Annotated in this window: 15 protein-coding genes; 6 read left to right on the top strand and 9 right to left on the bottom strand. The window is 70.2% G+C overall.

Annotated features, from left to right (window positions below):
• Positions 1 to 38: 38 nt before the first annotated feature.
• The 3 genes from AC08OX_RS05690 to AC08OX_RS05680 form a co-directional block, all read right to left on the bottom strand.
• Positions 39 to 371, bottom strand: a complete 333-nt coding sequence (locus AC08OX_RS05690; protein ID WP_476606846.1) for a hypothetical protein — start codon at positions 369 to 371, stop codon at positions 39 to 41.
• Positions 372 to 580: 209 nt separating this feature from the next.
• A complete protein-coding gene (locus tag AC08OX_RS05685; RefSeq protein WP_476606845.1) occupies positions 581 to 1,177 on the bottom strand; it encodes a TetR/AcrR family transcriptional regulator in 597 nt (198 codons plus the stop codon).
• 358 nt (positions 1,178 to 1,535) lie between these two features.
• Positions 1,536 to 2,045, bottom strand: a complete 510-nt coding sequence (locus AC08OX_RS05680) for a GtrA family protein (RefSeq protein ID WP_476606844.1) — start codon at positions 2,043 to 2,045, stop codon at positions 1,536 to 1,538.
• Between the two features lie 395 nt (positions 2,046 to 2,440).
• On the opposite strand from AC08OX_RS05680, the gene AC08OX_RS05675 reads away from it, so the two are divergent.
• Positions 2,441 to 3,076, top strand: coding sequence for a beta-class carbonic anhydrase (locus AC08OX_RS05675; protein WP_476606843.1), 636 nt, complete (start codon positions 2,441 to 2,443; stop codon positions 3,074 to 3,076).
• A gap of 87 nt (positions 3,077 to 3,163) precedes the next feature.
• On the opposite strand, the gene AC08OX_RS05670 is transcribed toward AC08OX_RS05675, so the two are convergent.
• From AC08OX_RS05670 to AC08OX_RS05655, 4 genes are all read right to left on the bottom strand, one after another.
• Positions 3,164 to 4,498: a UDP-glucose dehydrogenase family protein gene (locus AC08OX_RS05670; protein ID WP_476606842.1), complete on the bottom strand. Its 1,335-nt coding sequence runs from the start codon at positions 4,496 to 4,498 to the stop codon at positions 3,164 to 3,166.
• Positions 4,499 to 4,656: 158 nt separating this feature from the next.
• A complete protein-coding gene (locus AC08OX_RS05665) occupies positions 4,657 to 5,562 on the bottom strand; it encodes a TIGR03089 family protein (protein WP_476606841.1) in 906 nt (301 codons plus the stop codon).
• The gene (locus AC08OX_RS05660; protein ID WP_476606840.1) at positions 5,559 to 7,127 is read right to left on the bottom strand and encodes an LCP family protein; all 1,569 of its coding nucleotides are present in this window, start codon (positions 7,125 to 7,127) and stop codon (positions 5,559 to 5,561) included. The genes AC08OX_RS05665 and AC08OX_RS05660 overlap by 4 nt, the downstream gene beginning before the upstream one ends.
• 259 nt (positions 7,128 to 7,386) lie before the next feature.
• Positions 7,387 to 9,000, bottom strand: a complete 1,614-nt coding sequence (locus AC08OX_RS05655) for an LCP family protein (protein ID WP_476606839.1) — start codon at positions 8,998 to 9,000, stop codon at positions 7,387 to 7,389.
• Positions 9,001 to 9,284: 284 nt separating this feature from the next.
• Here AC08OX_RS05655 and AC08OX_RS05650 point away from each other — a divergent pair, with 284 nt between their 5' ends.
• Positions 9,285 to 10,361, top strand: a complete 1,077-nt coding sequence (locus tag AC08OX_RS05650; protein ID WP_476606838.1) for a glucose-1-phosphate thymidylyltransferase — start codon at positions 9,285 to 9,287, stop codon at positions 10,359 to 10,361.
• Here the strand turns inward: AC08OX_RS05650 and AC08OX_RS05645 are convergent.
• Positions 10,345 to 12,273: a glycosyltransferase family 39 protein gene (locus tag AC08OX_RS05645; protein WP_476606837.1), complete on the bottom strand. Its 1,929-nt coding sequence runs from the start codon at positions 12,271 to 12,273 to the stop codon at positions 10,345 to 10,347. The genes AC08OX_RS05650 and AC08OX_RS05645 overlap by 17 nt on opposite strands.
• A 162-nt stretch (positions 12,274 to 12,435) precedes the next feature.
• On the opposite strand from AC08OX_RS05645, the gene rfbD reads away from it, so the two are divergent.
• The 4 genes from rfbD to AC08OX_RS05625 all read left to right on the top strand — a co-directional run bounded on the left by rfbD (position 12,436) and on the right by AC08OX_RS05625 (position 17,793).
• On the top strand, positions 12,436 to 13,332 hold the full coding sequence (gene rfbD / locus AC08OX_RS05640; protein ID WP_476606836.1) for a dTDP-4-dehydrorhamnose reductase: 897 nt from the start codon (positions 12,436 to 12,438) through the stop codon (positions 13,330 to 13,332).
• Positions 13,333 to 13,629: 297 nt separating this feature from the next.
• A complete protein-coding gene (locus tag AC08OX_RS05635; protein ID WP_476606835.1) occupies positions 13,630 to 14,481 on the top strand; it encodes an acyl-CoA-like ligand-binding transcription factor in 852 nt (283 codons plus the stop codon).
• A 49-nt stretch (positions 14,482 to 14,530) separates the two neighbouring features.
• The gene (locus AC08OX_RS05630) at positions 14,531 to 16,219 is read left to right on the top strand and encodes an MDR family MFS transporter (protein WP_476606834.1); all 1,689 of its coding nucleotides are present in this window, start codon (positions 14,531 to 14,533) and stop codon (positions 16,217 to 16,219) included.
• Positions 16,220 to 16,344: 125 nt separating this feature from the next.
• Positions 16,345 to 17,793 carry a hypothetical protein gene (locus AC08OX_RS05625; protein ID WP_476606847.1) on the top strand — a complete coding sequence of 483 codons (1,449 nt, stop codon included), beginning with the start codon at positions 16,345 to 16,347 and terminating at the stop codon, positions 17,791 to 17,793.
• Between the two features lie 1,761 nt (positions 17,794 to 19,554).
• Here AC08OX_RS05625 and AC08OX_RS05620 read toward each other — a convergent pair.
• The coding region (locus tag AC08OX_RS05620) for a glycosyltransferase family 4 protein (protein ID WP_476606833.1) at positions 19,555 to 20,750 on the bottom strand (1,196 nt) is incomplete at its 5' end.

The raw sequence follows: 20,750 nt of genomic DNA, 5'->3' as shown, positions 1-20,750 counted from the left end.
ATATATGGCCGATTTAGGAAAAGCTACTTTGAAAAGGCTCACTGTGCCGTGGGCGGGTAGCCGCCGGAGCCGCCGTCCTGCACCAGTTGGGTCTGGGCGTCGTTGTGGAGGTCGTTGTGGAGATAACCGCCCTCCTGGGGTGATCCATACGGCGCAGGCCAGCTCGGCCCGGACGGACGGGAGTTCGGAGAGTAGCCGCCGGGTTGGTTGACGCCGGGTGCGCTGTCGCCGATCAGGTGGGTCTCGTCTTCGTCGCCGAACGGTGCCGAGCCCGCGGAGTACGGCGAGGCGGAATAGGAACCACCAGCGTTGCCGTCAACCCCTTGGGTCTGGGCGTCCGGGTCCTGGGGGCCTGGGCCCGGTGACTGCATGGCGTCCTCCTGCGCTGCGCGAAGAGCGGCCCCTGCCCGCGCTCGTGATCTTGCGGATCCCGCCGTGGTGCCGGGCGGTTCTCGCAACCGTCCATCTGTGTTAGAACGGACGGACCGCCCCGTTCGGCCCAGGTCGGGCTCGATGCTCGATGTTAGAAGCTTTGTGTTCGGAGGGGGATCCCGGGTCGTCTTGGAGACAAGGTGTCGGATCAGGCCGCGTAACGGATCACGATGTTGTCGACGATCATCTCCAGGAACGTCTGGTCGACCGGGTCGCCGGTCAGCAGCACCCGTTGGAGGATGACGGCGGTTCCGAGTTCTATGAGTACCGTGCGGTCGACGTCCGGGCGGACCTCGCCGCGGGCGATCCCGCGTTCGATGATGGCTTCCGAGCTCGCCTGGCGTTGCATCCAGAGGCCGCGGCGCAGGGCGTCGCGCAGACCGGGATTGCGCGGCATCTCCGAGATCAGTTCCGCGAGGATCCGTCCCCGATCGCCGCGGATCGTGTCATGGAACGAGGTCAGGAACTCAAGGATGTCCAGGCGGAGGGAGCCGTTGTCGGGTGCCGGCATCCGCTGCTCGGTGAAGGCGTTGACCGCATCCATCACCAGGGCGAGCTTTGACGGCCAGCGCCGGTAGATGGTGGCCTTGCCGGCTCGTGCCCGGGTGGCCACCCGGTCCATCGTCACACCGTCGTATCCGACCTCGGCCAGAAGGTCGAGGGTGGCGGTGCGGATCGCCTGGTCCCGGCTCTCGTCGCGAGGTCGGCCGCCGGGGTGCGACGACGCGAGCGAGAACGGGGTCACGACACACCCTCCAGGTTGCTGCGGACTGGACGGCGCTCCACGCGGCGTTCCCGGTAGCCGATGTGTCTCGCTGGATGGAGGGCTGTGGGCGCGCGGCGCCAGCCTGGCCCGCCGAGCGTAGCCCACCGGCGAAGGTTCGGGAACCGTTCGGTATCGGAACTGGGTTGTTCCCGACTTGTCCGCCGGGGACGGTGGGAGGGCGGAACGTCCTGTTCCGCTGTCGTGCCGTGTCGGCGGGCGTGTTGGGCGTCCGGGGTGGCGGCGATGCGCGGCGCACCTGAAACGGCCGGTCCGGTGCCGGACCAGGTGGCGGAATGCGCGCCGGGCCGGGGTGTCGGGCCGGTGGCCGCTGGCGCGGTCAGATCCGGCCCGCATGCTCCGGGATGTGCCGACGACCGTCCTGACGGGCTCCGCCGCTCGTGGCGGCCTTGGGATGGTCCGGGTGGAGGAAGACCCACTTCTTGTAGGCCCAGAACCGGAATACGGTGCCCAGCCCGGTGCCGATGATGTTACCGAACAGGTTGAACGCAAGTACGCCCTTGAGATCGAGTACATAGCGTGCGAACCCGAGGCAGCCGAGCGCGATCAGCAACCCGACCGTATTCAGGATCACGAAGAGTGTGTACTCGCGACGTAGACCGGTTCGGGCGCGATGGTTGAAAGACCATTGCCGGTTCCCGATGTAGGAAAAGGTGGCGGCGACCACCGTGGAGACGGTCTTCGCGCTGAGCGGACCCATTCCGAGAAGCGTGTGGCACAGGTTGGAGACGAGAAAGTCGATGGCGTAACACGCACCGCCGACCAGCCCGAACTTGCCCATCTCGTGGACGAGTACCTGCACCGGTGAGCGGGTCTGTCGGTGTCTCACCACGGGCGACCCCGATCGATATTTACCACCCGGAGAGAGTACCGGCTGCTCCCGCCCGCCCACCGTGCCACCCCCGTCGACGGTGGCGTGGTGGACATCCGTGGCGAGGCCGGCTCACCGGACATGATGCCGGACGTAGCAGTGAACGCGCTGGCGCGTGGTGGAGTCACCGGGTAGCTGTTCCCATCTCTACGTTAGGTGATGCCACCAATCCGGTGCGGCGGGCAACGTGGGTGGCACAACTTCGGCAAAAACTCGGGAACGTTGGCGAAGCTGGGCCCATGGACGGCATCCTGGCAGTTGGAGGGTGGGGACCATTGATCGGAAGGACGCATCATGATCCGCTCGAGTCGTTGGTCGAGCCGTTGATGCCGATGTCAAGGACCGATGACCACGTGGACACCGATGATCACACCGCTGTCGACCCCGTTGCCGATGTCCATGCAGACGATGTCCATGCAGACACCGTGCGCCCCGCGGACACCGTGAGCCCGGTGAGCCCGGTGAGCCCGGTGAGCGGCGCTGCCACGGCGACCGAACTCCTGCTGAGCTACGCGGCAGGTCACCCCGCCCGGCGGCGGGAGGCCGGGCCACCTGCCCTGCCCGGCGCGCGGCCGCGCCTGGGCGTCGCGGTGGTTGCCTGTATGGACGTGCGGATCCAGGCGGAGGCCTTGCTCGGTCTTGTCGAAGGTGACGCCCACATCCTGCGCAACGCCGGTGGTGTCATCACCCCGGATGTGGTCCGCTCGCTCGCCGTGAGCCAGCACCTGCTGGGAACGACGGAGATCATTCTTTTGCATCACACCGGGTGTGGTCTCGAAAGGATCACCGACGACGGGTTCCGGGACCAGTTGGAGCGCAAGACGGGCGTTCGTCCCGAATGGGCCGTGTATTCCTTTCCCGATGTCGAGGAGGACGTGCGCAAGTCCGTCAGGGTGCTGCGTTCGTCGCCGTTCCTGCAGTCCACCACCTCGGTACGCGGGTTCGTCTACCAGGTGGAGACCGGGGCACTGGTCGAGGTTCTGCCGTAGAGCGGTCCACGGCGGTGTGGGGATGGGCCGCATTGTCGGATCGTCGTCGGACCAAGCTTGCTCGGTCCGGTCGGTCCGGTCGGTGGGTCACGCGGGTGGCCGTCCGAGCGCGTGGTAGATCCAGCCGGCATCCCGCCAGACCGCGGGATCCAGGACGTGCCGTCCGTCGATGACGATGGGTCTGCTGACGTGCGGTCGCAGGGCGGCCGGGTCGATCTCGCGGAACTCGCTCCATTCCGTCAGGACCAGGACGATCTCCGCGCCTGCCACGGCTCGTATCACCGAGTCGGTGTAGTGCAGGTACGGATAGTGAATGCGGGCGTTCGGGATCGCCGCGGGGTCGTAGACGGACACATGGCCGCCGGCGCGGTGCAGCGCGGTGGCCACGTCGAGGGCGGGCGAGTCGCGGATGTCATCGGAATTCGGTTTGAAGGCGGCACCGAGGACCGCCACCATCCGGCCCGTCGGCGAGCCCCCCAGCGCCTTGGTGGCCAGCGCCACCGTCCGCGTCCGGGCCCGCGTGTTGACGGCGTCGACCTCGGTGAGGAAGGCCAGCGCGGAGCCGACTCCCAGCTCGTCCGCACGGGCCTGGAAGGCACGGATGTCCTTGGGTAGGCAACCGCCGCCGAAGCCGATGCCGGCCTGGAGGAACCGGGGCCCGATCCTGGGGTCGTGAGCCAGGGCGGCGGCGAGCTCGGTCACGTCCCCCCCGGTCATGTCGCAGATCTCGGCCATCGCGTTGATGAAGGAGATTTTCGTCGCGAGGAAGGCGTTCGCGGCGACCTTCACGATTTCGGCCGTGACGAAGTCGGTGACGATGACGGGTGTGCCTTCTTTGATCGTTCTGGCGTAGACCGTCCGCAGCCGTGCCTCGGCGGTGCCACCCGGGACGACCCCGAAGACCAGGCGGTCCGGCCGCAGGGTGTCGTCGACGGCGGACCCCTCCCGGAGGAACTCGGGATTCCAGGCAAGTTCCGCGCCCGGGGCGCCGGCGGCAAGTCGTCCGGCCAGCCGGGCCGCGGTGCCCGTGGGAACCGTCGACTTGCCCACCACCAGCGTCCCGGGCCGCAGCCCGGCCGCGATCAGACCATTCGTCACCGCCTCGACGTGGCGCAGGTCCGTCGCGCCGGAATCGGGCCGTTGCGGTGTTCCCACGCAGATGAAATGCACCTCGGCCCGGTCAACCGCCTCGGCGAGCGAACTCGAGAAGGTCAGCCGTCCCGCCTCCAGGTTCTTGCGGAGTAGCCCTTCCAGACCGGGCTCGAAGAAGGGCACCCCACCCGCGGCGAGCCGCTGCGTCCTGGTCGCGTCGATATCGACACCGATGACCTCGAAACCCAGTTCCGCCATGCACACGGCATGTGTCGCGCCCAGATAGCCGGTGCCGATGACGCTGAGGTGAAGAACCGGTGACGTGCTCACGTCTGAGTGACCTCCGCTGCACGTGGTAAAGACGGCCGCCGCGCTGCCCCATTCTCGTTGGCCGTCGCGCCGTTCGATGGTCACGCCGTCTGTGAGCTGCCCGGATGTCGGGTATGGTCATTCCCCGGCCGCGGCCCGATACGGGGGTCGTACGGGTTTCACCCGAGGCGGGGGAGCGGCAGCGACCGGACCCCCGCGGGCAGTGGGCTGGGCGCGTGCCGCAGGACTGACCGGCCGACGGCGGTGATCTTCTCCGTCTCGATGCGCCGCGGGAGCGCGGCGCTGTCGAGATGCCGGCACAGCACGATCGACGAGCCTGCGACCAGGGGAGCAAGCAGCGAACCGACCAGGCCCTCGGTCGTGGCGAGCGGCGCGGTGAACAGCACCCGGTCCGCGGGTCCCAGGCCCCACGCCCCCGCGATCGCGGTACCCGCGCGCAGCAGCGCGGCCTGCCCGGGCGGCGCTGCCGGGGCGGCGAACCGATCGCCGTGCGGGGGCACCTCCGCGGCGTAGTCGAGAACCCCGGCGACGGGCCGGCGCATCCGACCACCCAGCGGGCGTAGTGACAGGGCCACGATCTCGTCCACCATCAGGCCGGATGCCTCGTCGAGCCGGTCCTCGGCCAAGAACAGCGCGTCGAGGGGGGTCGCGACCGGGAGCTCCCCGCCGGCCTTCTCGGCGTCCTCGCCGTCCTGCTCGCCGGCTGCGTCCCGGACGAGGACCGCGTCCATCCCGGCCGACCAGGTGGCGAGCAGGATGACCGAACTGAGCCAGTGCGTCGGCAGGTGGACGCCGACCCGGTCACCGATGCCGAGGCCGAGCGTGTCGACCAGCATGTTCGCGGTCTTCGCCACCCAGTTGTCGAAGGTGGTCGCCGAGAATTCCACGCGTTCGCCGGTCGCGTCGTCGTAGAAGGTGACCAGCGGGCGGGCGGGATCGGTGGCCAGCCGGTGCGCGAGGACGGACGCGATGCCGCGAACCCCCGCCACGGGTGCGGCGTAGGCGTCCGCGGCCGGGCCAAGCAGCGTCCGTGCGGCGACCAGCCGCGGCACGGAGGCGCTCATGGCGTGCACGAGGGGTCGGAGGGAACGGGACCGACCGGAGCGGCTGCGGTGCCTGTGGTGCCGCCGACGCCTGTGGTGCCGCCGATCGTGGTCGCCCGGGTGTCACCACCGGCGGCGGTCGTGGTCGTCGAGATCCTCGTGCCGACGGTTGCCGCCGCGCCCGGCAGTCCACCGTTGGGCAGGCCGGAGCTGGGCAGGCCGGTGAAGGTGGATCCGAGGACGAGGACGAGGCCGGCCCCGGAGCGGCCGGCGTCCGCGACGATTCGGCTGCCGGGGATCGTCGCCGCCAGGGTGCGTGCCGCAGCCTCCTGGCCCGGGGGATGGCGTACCTCGGTCAGAGTCTGGCGGGTCGATGTCGCGGCGGTCATCGGCCCAGTGAAGCCGCGTGCCCGCAGTCCGTCGACCGTGCCGGTGGCGAGTCCGGCACGTCCCGAGGCGTTGCGGACGGCGGCGATCGAGACCTGGGCGGGGTCGAGAGTTCGCTGTGCGGGAGGCTTGGTGCCCGCGGGCAGCAGCGGAGCGAGGACCTGGTCGAGGCCGGCCTGATCGACGATGAGTACGGCCCCGTGCGGGGGAACCGAACCCAGGTCGTCAACCGCGCCATCGGAGCGCAGCGCGATGTGCGTAGGGACTGTCACGAAGTGAATTCTTCCCGGACCCAGCTCGCTGACCCGCTTCGCGAGCTTGAGCATCGCGGTCTGGTCGAGACCCTGGTCGATCCGCAGCGCGCCGCCGACCGCACCGATCAGTGAAGTGATCTTGATTGGATTGGTGAGCACTCCGGTGCTGGTCGCTGTCGCCAGCAGCTTGGAGAGGAACTGCTGCTGGCGCAGAATGCGAAGGCGTTCGTCCCCGAGCGCGTAACGGGTCCGGACGAAGGCCAGCGCCTGATCACCGTTGAGACGGTTCTCGCCGAGCCGTCCGCTCCATCCCGACATCGAGTCGTGCAGGTTGCGGGTGCTGCCGTTCGGTAGGGGCGTCACGCACACGCTCACGCCCCCCACCGCGTCGGTCATCGTCTTGAAACCGGCGAGATTGATCGAGATGGTATGGTCGATCTTCAGGCCGGTCAGGGACTCCAGCGTGGTGACGAGACCGGGGACGTCCGCCAGCCCGAGCACCTCGGTGATCTTCGACCGGCCGTCGTGGGCGGTGGCCTTCTCTCGCGGCACCACCGGGACGAGCATGTCCCGGGGGAAGGACAGTAACGTGGCCGAGCCGTCCTTGCCGAAGTGGGCGATGATGGTGGTGTCGGACCGGACGCCGTCCACCACGCCGTACTCACCCCCGGTACCCTCCCGACTGTCGTCGCCGAGCAGCAGGATGTTCTCCTCGCCGTCCGCGCTCGCCGGGCGGGCACCCTCGATGTCCCAGTCGACGCGCGTGACGGCCTTGTCGAACTGTCGGTAGGCGGCCCACCCGATGGTGCTCAGACCGAGAACCAGCACGGACAGCAGAGCGACGGCTCCAACGGACAGCCGTCGCAGCGGGGAGCGGTGGCGACGGGGCCCACGTGGGTCCAACGCGGGCGGTAGGGCCGGCGGGCGCATGGTATCGGGGCTCACCTGAGTCGAAAGCCCTCCTCGCTCAGGCGGCCGGGGCGGGAGAACCCCGCCGGAACGCATGCCGCGGCCGTCGTGGTCGTGATGTGGCAGCCGTGTCCGTCTAACTGGACGTTCCGGACGGCCAAGACGTTGCCATGACAAGCACGGATGTTCACGGCGGGGTTGATCTCGTCTCCGGCCGTAGTGCGGACGGCGCGGAATGTGATCGGACGGTCGGGTGAACGATCAGTCAGCCAGCGGTGAGTCAGACGGCGAGCGGTTAGTACGTGCACCCCGAGGTGAGATCCGCGGCCGTTGACGGTGAGGCGGGAGGCGGGTCCGCCGTAGCGGACCCGCCGGTCGCCCCGGCGGCTGTGCCGGTACCACCGGTCGATCCGGCGCCCCCGGCCGCTGGACTCGGGTTCACCCCGTTGTAGGACGTGCCCAGGACGAGGGCGATGTGGCCGGCGGGGACGGAGGCGTCCGCGCGCAACCGGCTGCCGGGCACGTCGGCCTGCACGGCATGGGCGGCGGCCTGTTCGCTCGGGCGGTAGCGCACCTGCGTCGTCCCCACCACGCCGGCCTGCCACGTCTGCGGCGGGCTGACCCGGAAACCGGCCTGCCGCAGCGCCCCGGCGGCCTTGGCTGCGAGGCCCCCCACCCCGGCGCCGTTGTAGACGTCGATCAGCACCTGCGCCGGGTCGACCGTCGGAGTCGGTGCCGGGGTAACGGAGGACTCCCGCGTGTCACGGGCCCGCCCGCGCAGCGGAGCGAGGAACTTCTCCAGCGTCTCGGGGTCGTAGAGCTGTACGGAGCCGAACCTCGGCAGCTCCCCCACGGCGTTGCCGCCCTCGGCCGGCGTCGGGGTGTGTACGGGGATCGTCTCGAACCGGATCTGATCGGCGGACATCCCGCGCAGCCGTGTCGCGAGCGCGCGCATGTCGTTCATGCTGGTGCCGTCATCGACGGTGAGCGCCCTGGTCGCGGCCTGGAGCAGGTTCTCCAGCCTGACCGGGTTGGCGAGCACCCCGGTCGTGGTTGCCTGGGTGAAGACGGCGCCGATGAACTGCTGCTGACGGCGGATGCGATCAAAATCGTTGTCGGGTAGGCCGTGGCGTTGGCGGACGAAGGCGAGTGCCTGCTCTCCGTTGAGATAATTCTTGCCTACCGTGCCCCGCCACTGTGACCACGGATCGTAAAGATTGGACTTTCCGCCGTTTGGTAGCGGTTTTACGCAGACGGTGACGCCGCCGATGGCGTCGGTCATCTCCTTGAAACCGGCCAGATCGACCGAGACGTAGTGGTCGATCTTGATGTCGGTGAGATTCTCGATCGTTCTGATCAGGAGACTGGGACCGCCGAGGGTGATCGCCGAGTTCAGCTTGCCGAGGCCGTGCCCCGGAATGCGCACGAGGGTGTCCCTCGGAAAGGAGACCATCGTCGTGGTCCCGTCCACGTCGAGGTGGGCCAGCATCGTCGTGTCCGACCGTTCGTCGGTCACCGCTCCCTGGCTCTCGTACTCGCCGCCGGTGCCCGCCCTGCTGTCCGATCCGACCAGCAGGAAGTTCCGGGTGCCCTCCGCTGCCTCCGCCGGCCGGTCCCCGCCGAGCCCGAGGCGGATCCGGTTGATCTGGGCGTCAAAATACTCGTAGGCGGTCCAGCCGCCCACCGCGGCAAGGAGTACCACGGCGGCGAGCATCGCTGCGACTACCGTGAGCAGGCGGGACGTCAGAGACCGCTCCCGGCGAGTGTCGTGTTCGTCGTCGCGTGCCTGGTGGTCGTCGCGGGTCGGAGACGGGCCTCGATACGCACGGGCGGGCGGATTCAGACGATTTCGTCGCCGCGGGGGCGGGCCCTGGGACCCCGCGGACAGACGCGGCGGCGCGTCGGTCACCGTGTCCCCCTCCCAGGCGGCCCGAGATGTCTGCTGAGTCTGGAACGATCAGATGCGCGGTAAGGTTTCCCGCCGGCTGGCCGCCCCGAACCCTGCGACTACCCAACGTACCCGTATTGGGCGGGGTGTACCTGTCGCCGGCCCGGTGCGCCTGGAAATACCCGTTGCACATGTGGGTGTTCACGGTGACGGGCGGGCAAAGATGGATCGAGCCGTCATGTGATAGGAATCACATCGACGGTTACTTTCTGTCAACCCAAAGCGGCACGATAGGGTTTCGGATCATGAAGGCCCTCGTCCTTGCCGGTGGTTCGGGAACCCGTCTGCGGCCGATCACCCACACCTCGGCCAAACAGCTTGTTCCAGTGGCGAACAAGCCGGTGCTTTTCTATGGCCTGGAGGCCATCCGTGACGCCGGTATCACCGATGTCGGGATCATCGTGGGGGAGACGGCCGGCGAGATCCAGGCGGCGGTAGGTGACGGCTCGGCATTCGGGATCCAGGTCACCTACATCCGCCAGGACGCGCCGCTCGGACTGGCGCATGCCGTGCTCATCGCCCGCGACTTCCTCGTCGATGAACCGTTCGTCATGTACCTCGGCGACAACCTGATTATCGGTGGGATCTCCAGCCTGGTCGAGGAATTCCGACGGACCACTCCGGACGCCCTGATCCTGCTGACCAGGGTCGACAACCCCTCCGCCTTCGGTGTCGCCGAGCTCGGTGCGGATCGGCAGATCATTCGACTGGTCGAGAAGCCGCTCGTTCCGCCGAGTGACCTGGCGCTCGTCGGCGTCTACATGTTCGGCACCCCCATCCACGACGCCGTGGGGGCGATCAAACCGTCGGCCCGCGGCGAGCTGGAGATCACCGAGGCGATCCAGTGGCTCGTCGACGGCGGATACGAGGTCGCCTCCCACCTGGTCGAGGGTTACTGGAAGGACACCGGCCGACTCGACGACATGCTCGAGACGAACCGCCATCTCCTTGAATCGATCGAGCCGGCGATCCGTGGCAGCGTTGACGAGCACAGCACGATCGTTGGCCGTGTGGTGATCGAGGAGGGCGCCTCGCTGGTCCGGTCCACCGTGCGCGGGCCGGCCATCATCGGCCGGGACACCACCCTCGTCGATACCTATGTCGGCCCGTTCACCTCGATCTTTCACTCCTGCGCCATCGAACGGACCGAGATCGAGTACTCGATTGTGCTGGAGCGGGCGACGATCCGTGGGATCGGGCGGATCGAGGACTCGCTGATCGGCCGGGATGTCGAGGTCGTCCCCTCCGCGGCCCTGCCCAGGGCGCATCGGCTCATGCTGGGCGACCACTCCCGCGTCTCGGTGGCTACGACGGGGACCTGAGGCCGGCCCGGAGCGGATGTCTCTTGCGCATCCGTGACGGACTTCGTGGGGCGGGCGTCGGCCGGTGACCGCCTACGCCCGATCCCGGACCCGTGATCGCGGCCTCCCGCGTGCCCCTGGCTCCGCCCGCCCGCACCGCGACGGCGAGGCAGAGAACGACGAGCACCGCCGACAGCGCGAAGACCGTGATCGTGACGCCGATCGGGAACGGCGTCCAGCGGCCGGCCCCCGCGACGATCTCGGGAACGCGGGCCGGGGTGAAGGACACCTGGCGCGGCAACCAGTAGTACGAACAGACCGTCAGCAGCCCCAGACCCTGCATCAGCAGCGCGCCGACCAGCGTGACGGCGGGTGCCAGTCGCTCCCGGCCGCGCAGCGCCGCGCGCAGGCCCAGAGCGAACACCACCCCCAGACCGACCAGCCCCAGGTAGAGATACCGGCCCTGGACGGCGATGCCGCGGGTGTACTGCTGGTACTCCGCCCAGCTGCGCTGCCCGACCATCAGGTAGGCGAAGGCGACCGGGAGCAGCAGTACCGCCGGCCCGGCGGTACTCGCCAGCCGGTCCGGCCGCGCGGCGCGGCGTGGTCCGGCGGCCAGCGCGGCCGCGCACAGTCCGACGACCGCCCCGGTCGCCACGACGATGGCGACCGGGGAGAGCTGGGGCGGCTCGAACAGGCCGAGCCCGCCCCAGAAGCGGCTGATCATAGTCCGGAAGAAGTACCAGAACCAGGTGAGGAAGGAGTCCGGAAGCAGCAGTGGTTCCCGCCGCGGCGGGTTCGTCGCCCACCCGTTCGGCTGGACGGAGCCGTACAGGACGTAGTTCCTGATCCACCACCAACCTCCCAGGGCGAGCCCGAGGCCGACCGCCAGCGTGGCCGGCGTCCATGGCAGGGAGCCGATCGCGCGACGCGACGCGAAAAGCCGGCCGGCCGGATACGCGGACCGCTCCGGTGCCTGCCGCCCCGCACGCCGCAGGCGCCACCAGCCGACCAGATAGGCGGCGACGATCATGGCCGGCAGGGCCAGCGCGAACGCCTTGGTCAGCAGGGCGATTCCCAACCAGATCCCGGCCCGGGCGGCGGTGCGGCGACGCATGTCGCCGCGCAGCACACCCACGAGAGTGACGGTTAGCCCGCCGGTGGCGAGCATCAGGAGGCCGTCATTGTTGAAGGTGGCACCGACCCGGGTGAACCCGGGCACGGCGAGTGGCAGGGTCGCCGCGGCGAGGGCCGATGGTTGATCCAGTCCGAAGCGGCGTGCCGCCAGCCATGCCAGCAGGGGCAGCGGCGCGACCACCAGGATGTTCAACAGACGCAGGACGAAGACCTGCTGGTCATAGGCCCAGTGCTTGGAGCCTGGCAGGGCGTCGAGCAGCCTGGCGCCGACCACGTAGATCAACGGTGGATGCTGCACCATCTGGTTGGAGAGACGGCCGTCGCCGACGGGGGCAACCCCGCCGAGGGCGTCGAACGACTGGCGCTGGCCGCGTGGCGTCGGATCGATCTCGGCGAAGGACGGGGAGCCCCGCCGTTTCCCACCGGCCTGGAACATGTCCTGGAAGCGGCCGCGGTCGAAGTCGTCAGAGGTCGCGGCTACACCCGTCGAGATGATCTTTTTGCCTGGTGCGGGCCAGCCGACTCCGTGCTGCAGGCCGTAGACCATGTCCACGTGCTGAGCCTCGTCGTATCCCGTCCAGGTCGGATACACGAACGCGTAGCTGAGCAGCAGGCCGAGGTGAACCGCCGTGATGAGGAGCAATAACACCGGCACGCGCCGCGGACCGGGCATCGACACCGCCTCGGCGGCCTCGGCTCGCGCCTCGGCCGCCGGCCTGGTCCCTGCCGGCCTGGTCTCCGCCGTGGAATCGGTGGTGTAGCTGCAGTCGATGATCGACGGCTCTGGGGCATCCATGGTTGACGCCAGCGTAGACTACCGATGTGAGAGGTTCGGACGAGCTCGGCGTGGGGTAACCGTTGCCTGTCTGTCGCACTCTTCTCGACACGGGCTGATCCTGGGCGGATCCTGAACCGGGCGGGTCACGGTGTCTGCGACACTCGGAAGGTGCGTTTTCTCGTGACCGGTGCCGCCGGTCAGCTCGGGTCCGACCTCTGCCGGCTGCTCGAGGCCCGAGCCGCGGAACCGGGCTCCCCGGTGTCCGGCTGGGCCGGTCTGACCCGGGCGGAATTCGACATCACCGATCCGGCCCGGGTGCGCGCCGTCCTGCGCGACCAGGCGCGTCCTGCGAAGATCCAGGGTGGGCTGGTCGTCTTCAACACGGCGGCCTGGACAAACGTCGACGCGGCGGAGTCGGACGAGGCCGGCGCCTATGCGGTCAACGCCACGGGGCCGGCGCACCTCGCCGCGGCCTGCGCCGAGGTCGGCGCGACCCTGATCCACATTTCGACTGACTACGTCTTCGACGGGCGGGCCGCCAAGCCCTACGAGGTCAACGATCCTACCGGTCCCGTCTCGGCGTACGGCCGGACGAAACTGGCCGGGGAGGAGGCTGTCCGAGCCCTGCTGCCCGATGCCTCGTACGTGGTGCGCACCGCATGGGTCTATGGCCGGACCGGCAGCAACTTCGTGAAGACGATCTCACGCCTGGCCCGTGAGCGGGACACGCTGTCCGTTGTGGACGATCAGGTGGGCTCGCCGACCTGGTCGGCCGATCTTGCGTCGGGGCTGCTCGAACTCGCTTCCTCGGCGGCACCGACCGGCGTCTACCACTGCACGAACGCCGGCGAGACCACGTGGTTCGGCTTCGCCCGCGAGATTGTCGCCGCTTTGGGCCAGGACCCGGCCAAGGTGACGCCGACGACGACGGAGGCATTTCCCCGTCCGGCCCGGCGCCCGGCCTACGCGGTGCTCTCCGGGCGGTCGTGGGTGGACGCGGGACTCACTCCTCCGCGGGCCTGGGACGCCGCGCTGTCCGCGGCCTTCGCCGCGGCGGGCGACGCGCTGCGCGGCTGATCGTTCTGCCGGGTACCGATCTTTCTGTCGATCGTTGCGCGACCGGCCAGCGTCGGCCCACCGCGCCCCGGCCGTGGGCGGGGGCGCGCCTGACTCTCGCCTGGTGTCCGGTCCCCGCCCGGCCCCGTCTGCCCGATCTACCTGGCTCTATCTACCTGGCCCTTCGGCGACGGTTCCCGGTGGGCGCCGATCGTGTTGGCTGGCACAGTAGAATTTTGCAGGATGAGAATAAGTGCGTGTGCTGCAAAGTTATCGAGAAAGAGGATATCGAGGGAGCGGATCGAGATCGGGGAAGCGGTGACGGGGAAGGATCCGACGGCGGCACCCGCGGCGACCGTCCCGGGTCGGGCTGGCGAGCCCGGGAGGTCGTCCGGGCCGGGGCTGCGGGAGCGCAAGAAGCGGCAGACCCGCCGGGCCCTGCGGGCCGCGGCCATCCGGCTTGTCGCGGAGCGTGGTCTGGAGAACGTCTCGGTTGACGAGATCGCCGCCGCGGCCGAGGTTTCCACCCGGACGTTCTTCAACTACTTCCCGACGAAGGACGACGCGATCGCCGGCATCGATCCCGAGGACATCACCGAGATCAGCACGGCGCTGGCGGAGCGTCCTCCCGAGGAGGAGCCGCTGGCGGCGTTGCGGGCGGTCATGCTGGACCGGGCCGCCCTCGTCGCACCCGATCAGGCCGAGCTGTGGCGCGTCCGGCTTGCGATCATCCGTGCCCATCCTCATCTGACCATGGCCTACGCGGCCAGTTGGAGTTCCTACGAACGTGCTCTCGCCGAGGCGATCGGCCGGCGTTGCGGGCTCGATCCCGATCGTGACCCCTACCCCGTCGTGCTGGTCGCGACGACGTTGGCCGTCGTGCGGACCCTGACCGTGCGGTGGCAGGAGTCCCCGGATGACGCTTCGTTGCCCGACACTCTCGGCCGCGCCTTCGACATCCTGGCCCGCGGCCTGGCTCCGCCCGGTCCCTCCGGCACCTTGGGCGGGTCCGGCGCCCCACCCGAGTCCGGCGGGTCCGGCGGGTCCGGCGGGTCCGGCGAGTCGGACGGATTCGACGTGGTGGGCACCTCGAACGCGCCGATCATGTCGTCCCACCGGGAGCACCGGGAGCACCGGGAACGAGAACAGCGAGGACAGCGACCCGAATGAGATCGACCGAGCACGTCGACGTCAGCGACGACCATGAAGGGAACCGGTCATGACGCAGGCTCGATCGGCGGAGTCCGCCGAGCCCGTCGAGTCCGTGGACTCCGCCGAGTCCGCCGAGTCCGCCAGAACCGGCGCCGGCACGTCTCCGGCGCCCCGCGGCGGCGCCGCCGTGATCCCCTCGCCGGTCTCCGACCAGCGCCGGCTCTGGCTGATCATGGGAGCGCTGCTCCTCGGAATCCTGCTGGCCTCGCTGGATCAGACGATCGTGTCGACGGCACTGCCGACGATCGTCGGGGATCTCGGCGGCGCCACCCATCTCTCCTGGGTGGTGACTGCCTACCTGCTGGCCTCCACGGTGTCCACACCGGTCTGGGGCAAGCTCGGTGATCTGTACGGCCGCAAGATCCTGTTCCAGGTGGCGATCGTCATCTTCCTGGTGGGCTCGATGATCGCCGGTGCCAGTACGTCGATGGGGCAGCTGATCGCCTTCCGTGCCATCCAAGGGCTCGGCGGCGGCGGGTTGATCATCAGTGCGATGACGATCATCAGTGATCTCGTTCCGCCGCGCGATCGAGGCCGTTACCAGGGGCTGTTCGGCGCGACGTTCGGCGTGTCGTCGGTGGTCGGTCCGCTGCTCGGCGGCCTGTTCGTCGACCATCTCTCCTGGCGCTGGGTCTTCTACGTGAACCTGCCGGTGGGCGCGGTCGCCCTGGTGGTGACGGCGTTGGCGCTCCCGGCGACGAGGAACCGCATCAGGCACGTCATCGACTACCTCGGCACCGTGCTCCTGGCCATGGCAACGACCAGCCTCGTGTTGCTGACCAGCCTGGGCGGCACCACCTACGCCTGGGGATCACCGGAGATCATCGGGATGGGCGTCGCGGGAGTCGTGCTCCTCGTCGGGTTCGTGTTCGTCGAACGAGTGGCGGTCGAACCCGTGCTGCCGCTGACGCTGTTCCGGGTCCGGGTGTTCTCGGTGGCCGGCGCGGTCGGCTTCGTCGTCGGCTTCGCGATGTTCGGCGCGATCGTCTTCCTGCCGCTGTTCCTCCAGGTGGTGAAGGGAGTCGACCCGACGGACTCCGGCCTGCAGATGCTGCCGGTGATGGGTGGGCTGCTGCTCAGCTCGATCATCTCCGGCCGGCTCATCAGCCGGTGGGGCCGTTACAAGATCTTCCCGGTCGTCGGTACCGCGATGATGTCGATCGGCCTGTTCCTGCTGTCGTTCATCAGTCCCGACATCTCCACGCTGCAGCTCACGTTGTCCATGTTCGTCCTCGGGGTCGGGATCGGCGCGGTCCTGCAGGTCCTGGTCATGGCCGTGCAGAATGCCGTCGACTACCGGCAGATGGGCGTGGCCACCTCGGGTGCGACCTTCTTCCGGTCCATCGGCGGGTCGTTCGGTACCGCCGTGTTCGGCGCGATCTTCGCGAACCAGCTCAGGGGTAACCTCGCCGAGCGGTTTGCGGGCATCCCGTTGCCATCCGGTCTGTCCGCCTCCGGTTCCAACCTCAGCCCCCAGGTGCTCCACAGGCTGCCCCCGACGATCCGGGACGGGTTCGTCCAGGCGTTCTCGGACGCGATGCAGACCGTCTTCCTGGTGGCGGTGCCGATCGGTCTGTGCGCCTTCGCGCTGGCCTGGTTGCTGCCCGAGATCCGCCTGGGAAACACCGTCGGTGGCGCGCGGCCCGCGGCGCCGGGCTCGGCGGAGGCGGATGAGACCGCGGAGGTCCTCAAGTAGCCGCGATTTCGACCGCGCGTCGGCGTCTGCGCGGGACGCCCCGTCGGCACGCGGTCTTTCTGCTGCTGGTCGCCGCCGGGATCGCCGCTCGGGTCCTGGTGATCGTCACCTACCCGCCCGCGCTGATGTACCTCGGGGATTCGGCGGCCTACCTCGACCAGGCATGGCGGGACATTTGGCCGGGCGACTGGCGGCCGTCGGGCTACCCGATGTTCCTGCGGATCCTCGACGGCCAGGCCCACCTGACGCGGGTCGTCGTCGTTCAGCACCTGCTCACGCTGGGCGCGGCGGTGGCGCTCTATGCGGTGGCGCTGCGGGTCGTCCGCCGGCCGTGGCTCGCTGCCCTCGCCGCCACCCCCACGCTGCTCTCCCCGTGGGTGCTGGACCTCGGCCAGTTCGTCCTTGCCGACAGCCTGTTCGGGGTGCTTGTCTCGGTCGGGGTGGCGTTGCTCGCGTTACCGGGACGCCCTCGGCCCGTTGCCTGCGCCGCCGCCGGCCTGCTGCTCGGCGCCGGCCTGTGCGTGCGGACAGTGGGCTACGGCCCGCTGGCGGTCGGCCTGGTCGTCCTGCTCGGCACCGTGGTGGCCGACCGGCGGCGCGCGACTTCCCGGGCCGGGCCGGTTGCCGCTCCTCGGGCGGCCCGACCCGTCCTCGTCTTCGTGCTGGCCGCCGCCACGCCGATCCTGGCCTACTCCGGGTGGAGCGCCTCGGCGGGAGGGGGCTTCGCCGTCTCCGCGCACTCCGGGTTCTTCCTGTACGGGCGGGTGGCGCCGTTCGCGGATTGTTCCGCGCTGTCACGAGCGGACCTGCGCACCCTGTGCGACCCACGGCCGGTCGACGAGCGCGGTTCGCCGGTTCGTTACCTGTGGCCGGCCGGTTCCCCTCTGCGTCAGGGGCACCGGCACATCCCACCGGGACGGGAGGACCTCGCGGCCGAGTTCGCGGGCGAGGTCGTGCGTCACCAGCCGTGGATGCTGGTGACGACGTCGGCTCGGTACCTCGTCGGCTATCTCTCCCCGGTCCGGCATGAGACGACGAAGACCTCGCGGGCGGACACCTGGGAACTGCCGTCCGGCGTGACCAACGTGCTGACCCCGGACGATCCGCATGCCGACGACGGCTATTTCGTCGCGACCGAGGTGCACAACCCCACGGCGGGCTGGCTGGCCGGCTACTCTCGCCTGGCCTACGCTCCGATGCCGCTTGTCGGCCTGGGTTTGCTGGCGGGTCTCGCGGCAGTACTGCCCGAGGCCGTTCGCCGGGTGCGCAGGAGTGGGGTGACGGCGGCGTGGCCGGGGCTCGGGCGGCTGTTCTGGCTGGCCGCCGGGGCCGGCCTGTCGACCCTCGTGCTGTCCGCGCTGACCTCCGGATTCGACTACCGCTACCTCGCCGCGGTCATCGGGCCGATCGGATCGGCCGCGGTCCTGGGCGCGGCCGGCTTCGTTGCCGCGCTCCAAAGCCGGACCGCCGGACAGCGCCGACCGCCGGACAGCGCCGACCGGCGGATAACAGCCCGCCGGACAGCTGACGCCAAGCGGACGATACCGTCGTATCCGCCAAACGATCGTCGCTGATGTTCGATGGGCTGACCGGCGTTGTGGCGTGGTAGTCGGGGCGACACTACCCGGCCGAGGCGGAGAGGGTTGCCGACGTGCCTGGCGGGGACGCGTGGCAGGCGGTCGAGACCTCCACGCAGGTGCCTGGGAGCGGTCCGGCGGGTGGCGGATCCGGGGCGGCGCTGGCTTGTGATCGGGGTGGTCGCGGCCGGCATGGTTTTCTCCGCGTTCGGCGTGCTCGTCGCCGCGGTCGTGCCTCCCTTCACCTCGGCCGACGAGGCACAGCACACCGCCTACGCGTTCGACGTCGCCGACGGCTCGTTGCCCGTGCTCGACTCGCCCGTGCACTCCCGTATCCCGAGCATGCCGGGACTGCCCGCCGACTGCGTGGTGCCGCCGCCGCAGGCGCGGGCCGCGGTGGCCTCCCACGTCGATCGGCTCTGTGGGGGGCGCCTAGGCCGACCACTGGCGAACGTCGACCTCACCTACACCGCGAACCATCCACCACTGTTCTACGCGGTCGAGGCCGTCCCGCTCCGGACGGGCGTCGCGCTGGATCATCCGCTGGCCGGTTTCCGGGCCGCCCGCCTTCTCAACGTGGCGTTTGGGATTACCGCGGTGATCGCGACCGCGGCGCTGGTCCGCGGTGTGCTGCCGGGGCGGCCCGATGTCGCGGTCGGCGCGGCGGCGACTGTCGGCGTGGTCGGCATGTTCGTCCTCATCTCCGGCCAGGTCTACAACGACACCCTGGCGGTGGCGACCATCACCGGCCTGCTCGCGGTGACCGTTGCGATCATCCGCCGGGGGCCGGGGCCGCGGACCTTGGCGGCACTGGCGGTGCTCGGCCCGGCGGCGGCGGCGAGCCGGGCCAGCGGCGCGCTGGCCGTCGCGGTGGTCGTCCCGGCTTTCGCTGTCGCCGTCTCGATGTGGACGTCCGGTGGCGCGCTGCGGCGAGCCGGGCGTGGCCTGACGGCCGCGGTCGTGCTCGTCGCGCTGACCTTCGCCGCGACCGGCTGGTTCTACCTGCGTAACGTGCGCCGGTACGGCGATCCCACCGCCTCGGGCCGGGTCGCCGAGATGTTCCCGATCCGCGATGGGCGGACGTCGGCCTGGCAGGTGTCACGCGACAGCGACTTCTGGTGGCACATCTACCGCGGGTTCTTCGGACGTTCCGTCCTGCTGACCGGTCACGCCCGGACGATCGCCGTCGGGGTCGCGGTCGTGACCGGTGCGGGCCTGGTCGCGGCGGGGGTTCGGGTCCTGGGCGCCCGGCTGCGGACCGTTGCGCGGCCGGGCGCTCGGATCGCGGATACCACCGATACCCGGCCGGTGGACGACGGAGTGGACGACGGGCACCCCGAGGCGGATTCGCCGGGAGGTCGGCTGGCCGGCAGCGTCGTCATCGGCCTTCTGCTCACCCTGCACTGCCTGCTCGTCGTCGCCACCCTGGTGGGCTACGTCGCCGCCGGAGGCGCGCCGTTCACCCGGTACCTGCTGCCGATGCTGCCGATCCTCGCCCTCGTCGTCGCGGCCTGCTGCGGGTCGCTGCCGCTGGGCCGTCGCGGCCTGCCGACGGTCGCGGTCGTCGCCGCGCTGGCGGCGCTCACCGTGGTCATGCTCATCCGTGATCTGGCATTCAAGCGGCCCGCGCTCGCCCCGCTGGCGAACCTGGACCGGCTGCGGACCGCCTGGGACCAGACGGCCCCGGGCCCGCCCGACCTCGGGCTGTCGTGCCTGGCGGGATGGGCCGTTCTCGGCGGTGTCCTGCTCGTCGTCGCGTTATGGAAGCTCGCTGACCCGGCGGTAGACGGCCGCGGTGAGCTGCGCGGTGCGCCGCCAGGTGAACGTGCGGGCGTGCGCCCGGCCGGCGTCGGTGTCGCCGGGGGAGTCGAGCAGCTCCAGGATCGCCTCGGCGAGGTCGTCGGCGAACGAGTCGCGGTCGGTCTGCCGAACGAGCCGCACCGGACTGGTGGAGCGGGTGATGGTCAGCCCGGGGGCCTGGCCAGGGGTCTGCTCAGGGGACCGGCCGGCGGGGGCGGCGACGTCGACGAGAGCGGCGGTGACCTCCCGCACGGTCGGGATGTCGGCGGCGACCACCGGAGTCCCGGCGGCGAGCGCCTCCAGGGGGGGTAGCCCGAAGCCCTCGTACCGGGACGGGAAGCACAGCACGCTCGCTCCGGCGACGGTTGTCCGCAGTGCCTCGCTGTCGAGATAACCGGCGACGACGACGGCGTCGGACGGCAGGTTCGCCAGGTCCAGTGCCGGTCCCCACCCCGGAGGCCCGACGAGCACCAACGGCGGAGCGTCGATTTTCGCCGCGTGCAGCCGGCGGACCGCCTCCAGCAGCGCCGGGAGGTTCTTGCGGGGCTCCACCGAACCGACGAACAGCAGGTACCGCTCGGGCAGGCCACGGGCCCTGCGCCAGGCGAGGCTCGGCTTCGCCGTGGTGAACCAGGCGTCGTCGACTCCGAGCGGCGTCGGGGTCACCAGCGCGGGGTCGAGCCGGTAGGCCGTCACCACCTCGTCGGCCACCGCGCGGCTGGGCGTCAGCACGGCGGACGCCCGGCGCAGGCTGCGGGGGACCAGATCACTGTAGCGGGCGGACGCCGCCGTCACCGTGTCCGGGGTACGCAGGTAGGACAGGTCATGGATGGTCAGCACACCGCGGGCCCGGCGCAGCGGTGGAAGGACGAAGTTCGTCGCGTGCACGACGTCGGCGGGGCCGGTGAGCCACTCGGCGGGCGGGTACTCCGAGCGGGCCCAGGCGTCCTGCAACAGCCGGGCCGGTGCCCGCCGGGCCGCCGTTCGCACCCCGGCCGGCAGCGCGCCCGGCAGCTCGTCCAACCCGCGCCAGGTGAACGCCGTCGCCGCGAGTTCCCACCCGGCCCCGGCTTCCCACCCGGCCCCGGCTTCCCACCCGGGCTCGGTGGCGAGCCGGGCGAGCCCGGGTGGGAAGCCGGGGCCGGGTGGGAAGC

It is taken from the genome of Frankia sp. CoBUL1 (assembly GCF_978021245.1).
Note: the sequence above shows the minus strand (reverse complement) of the source record. Positions and strands in the feature narration are given on the sequence as shown.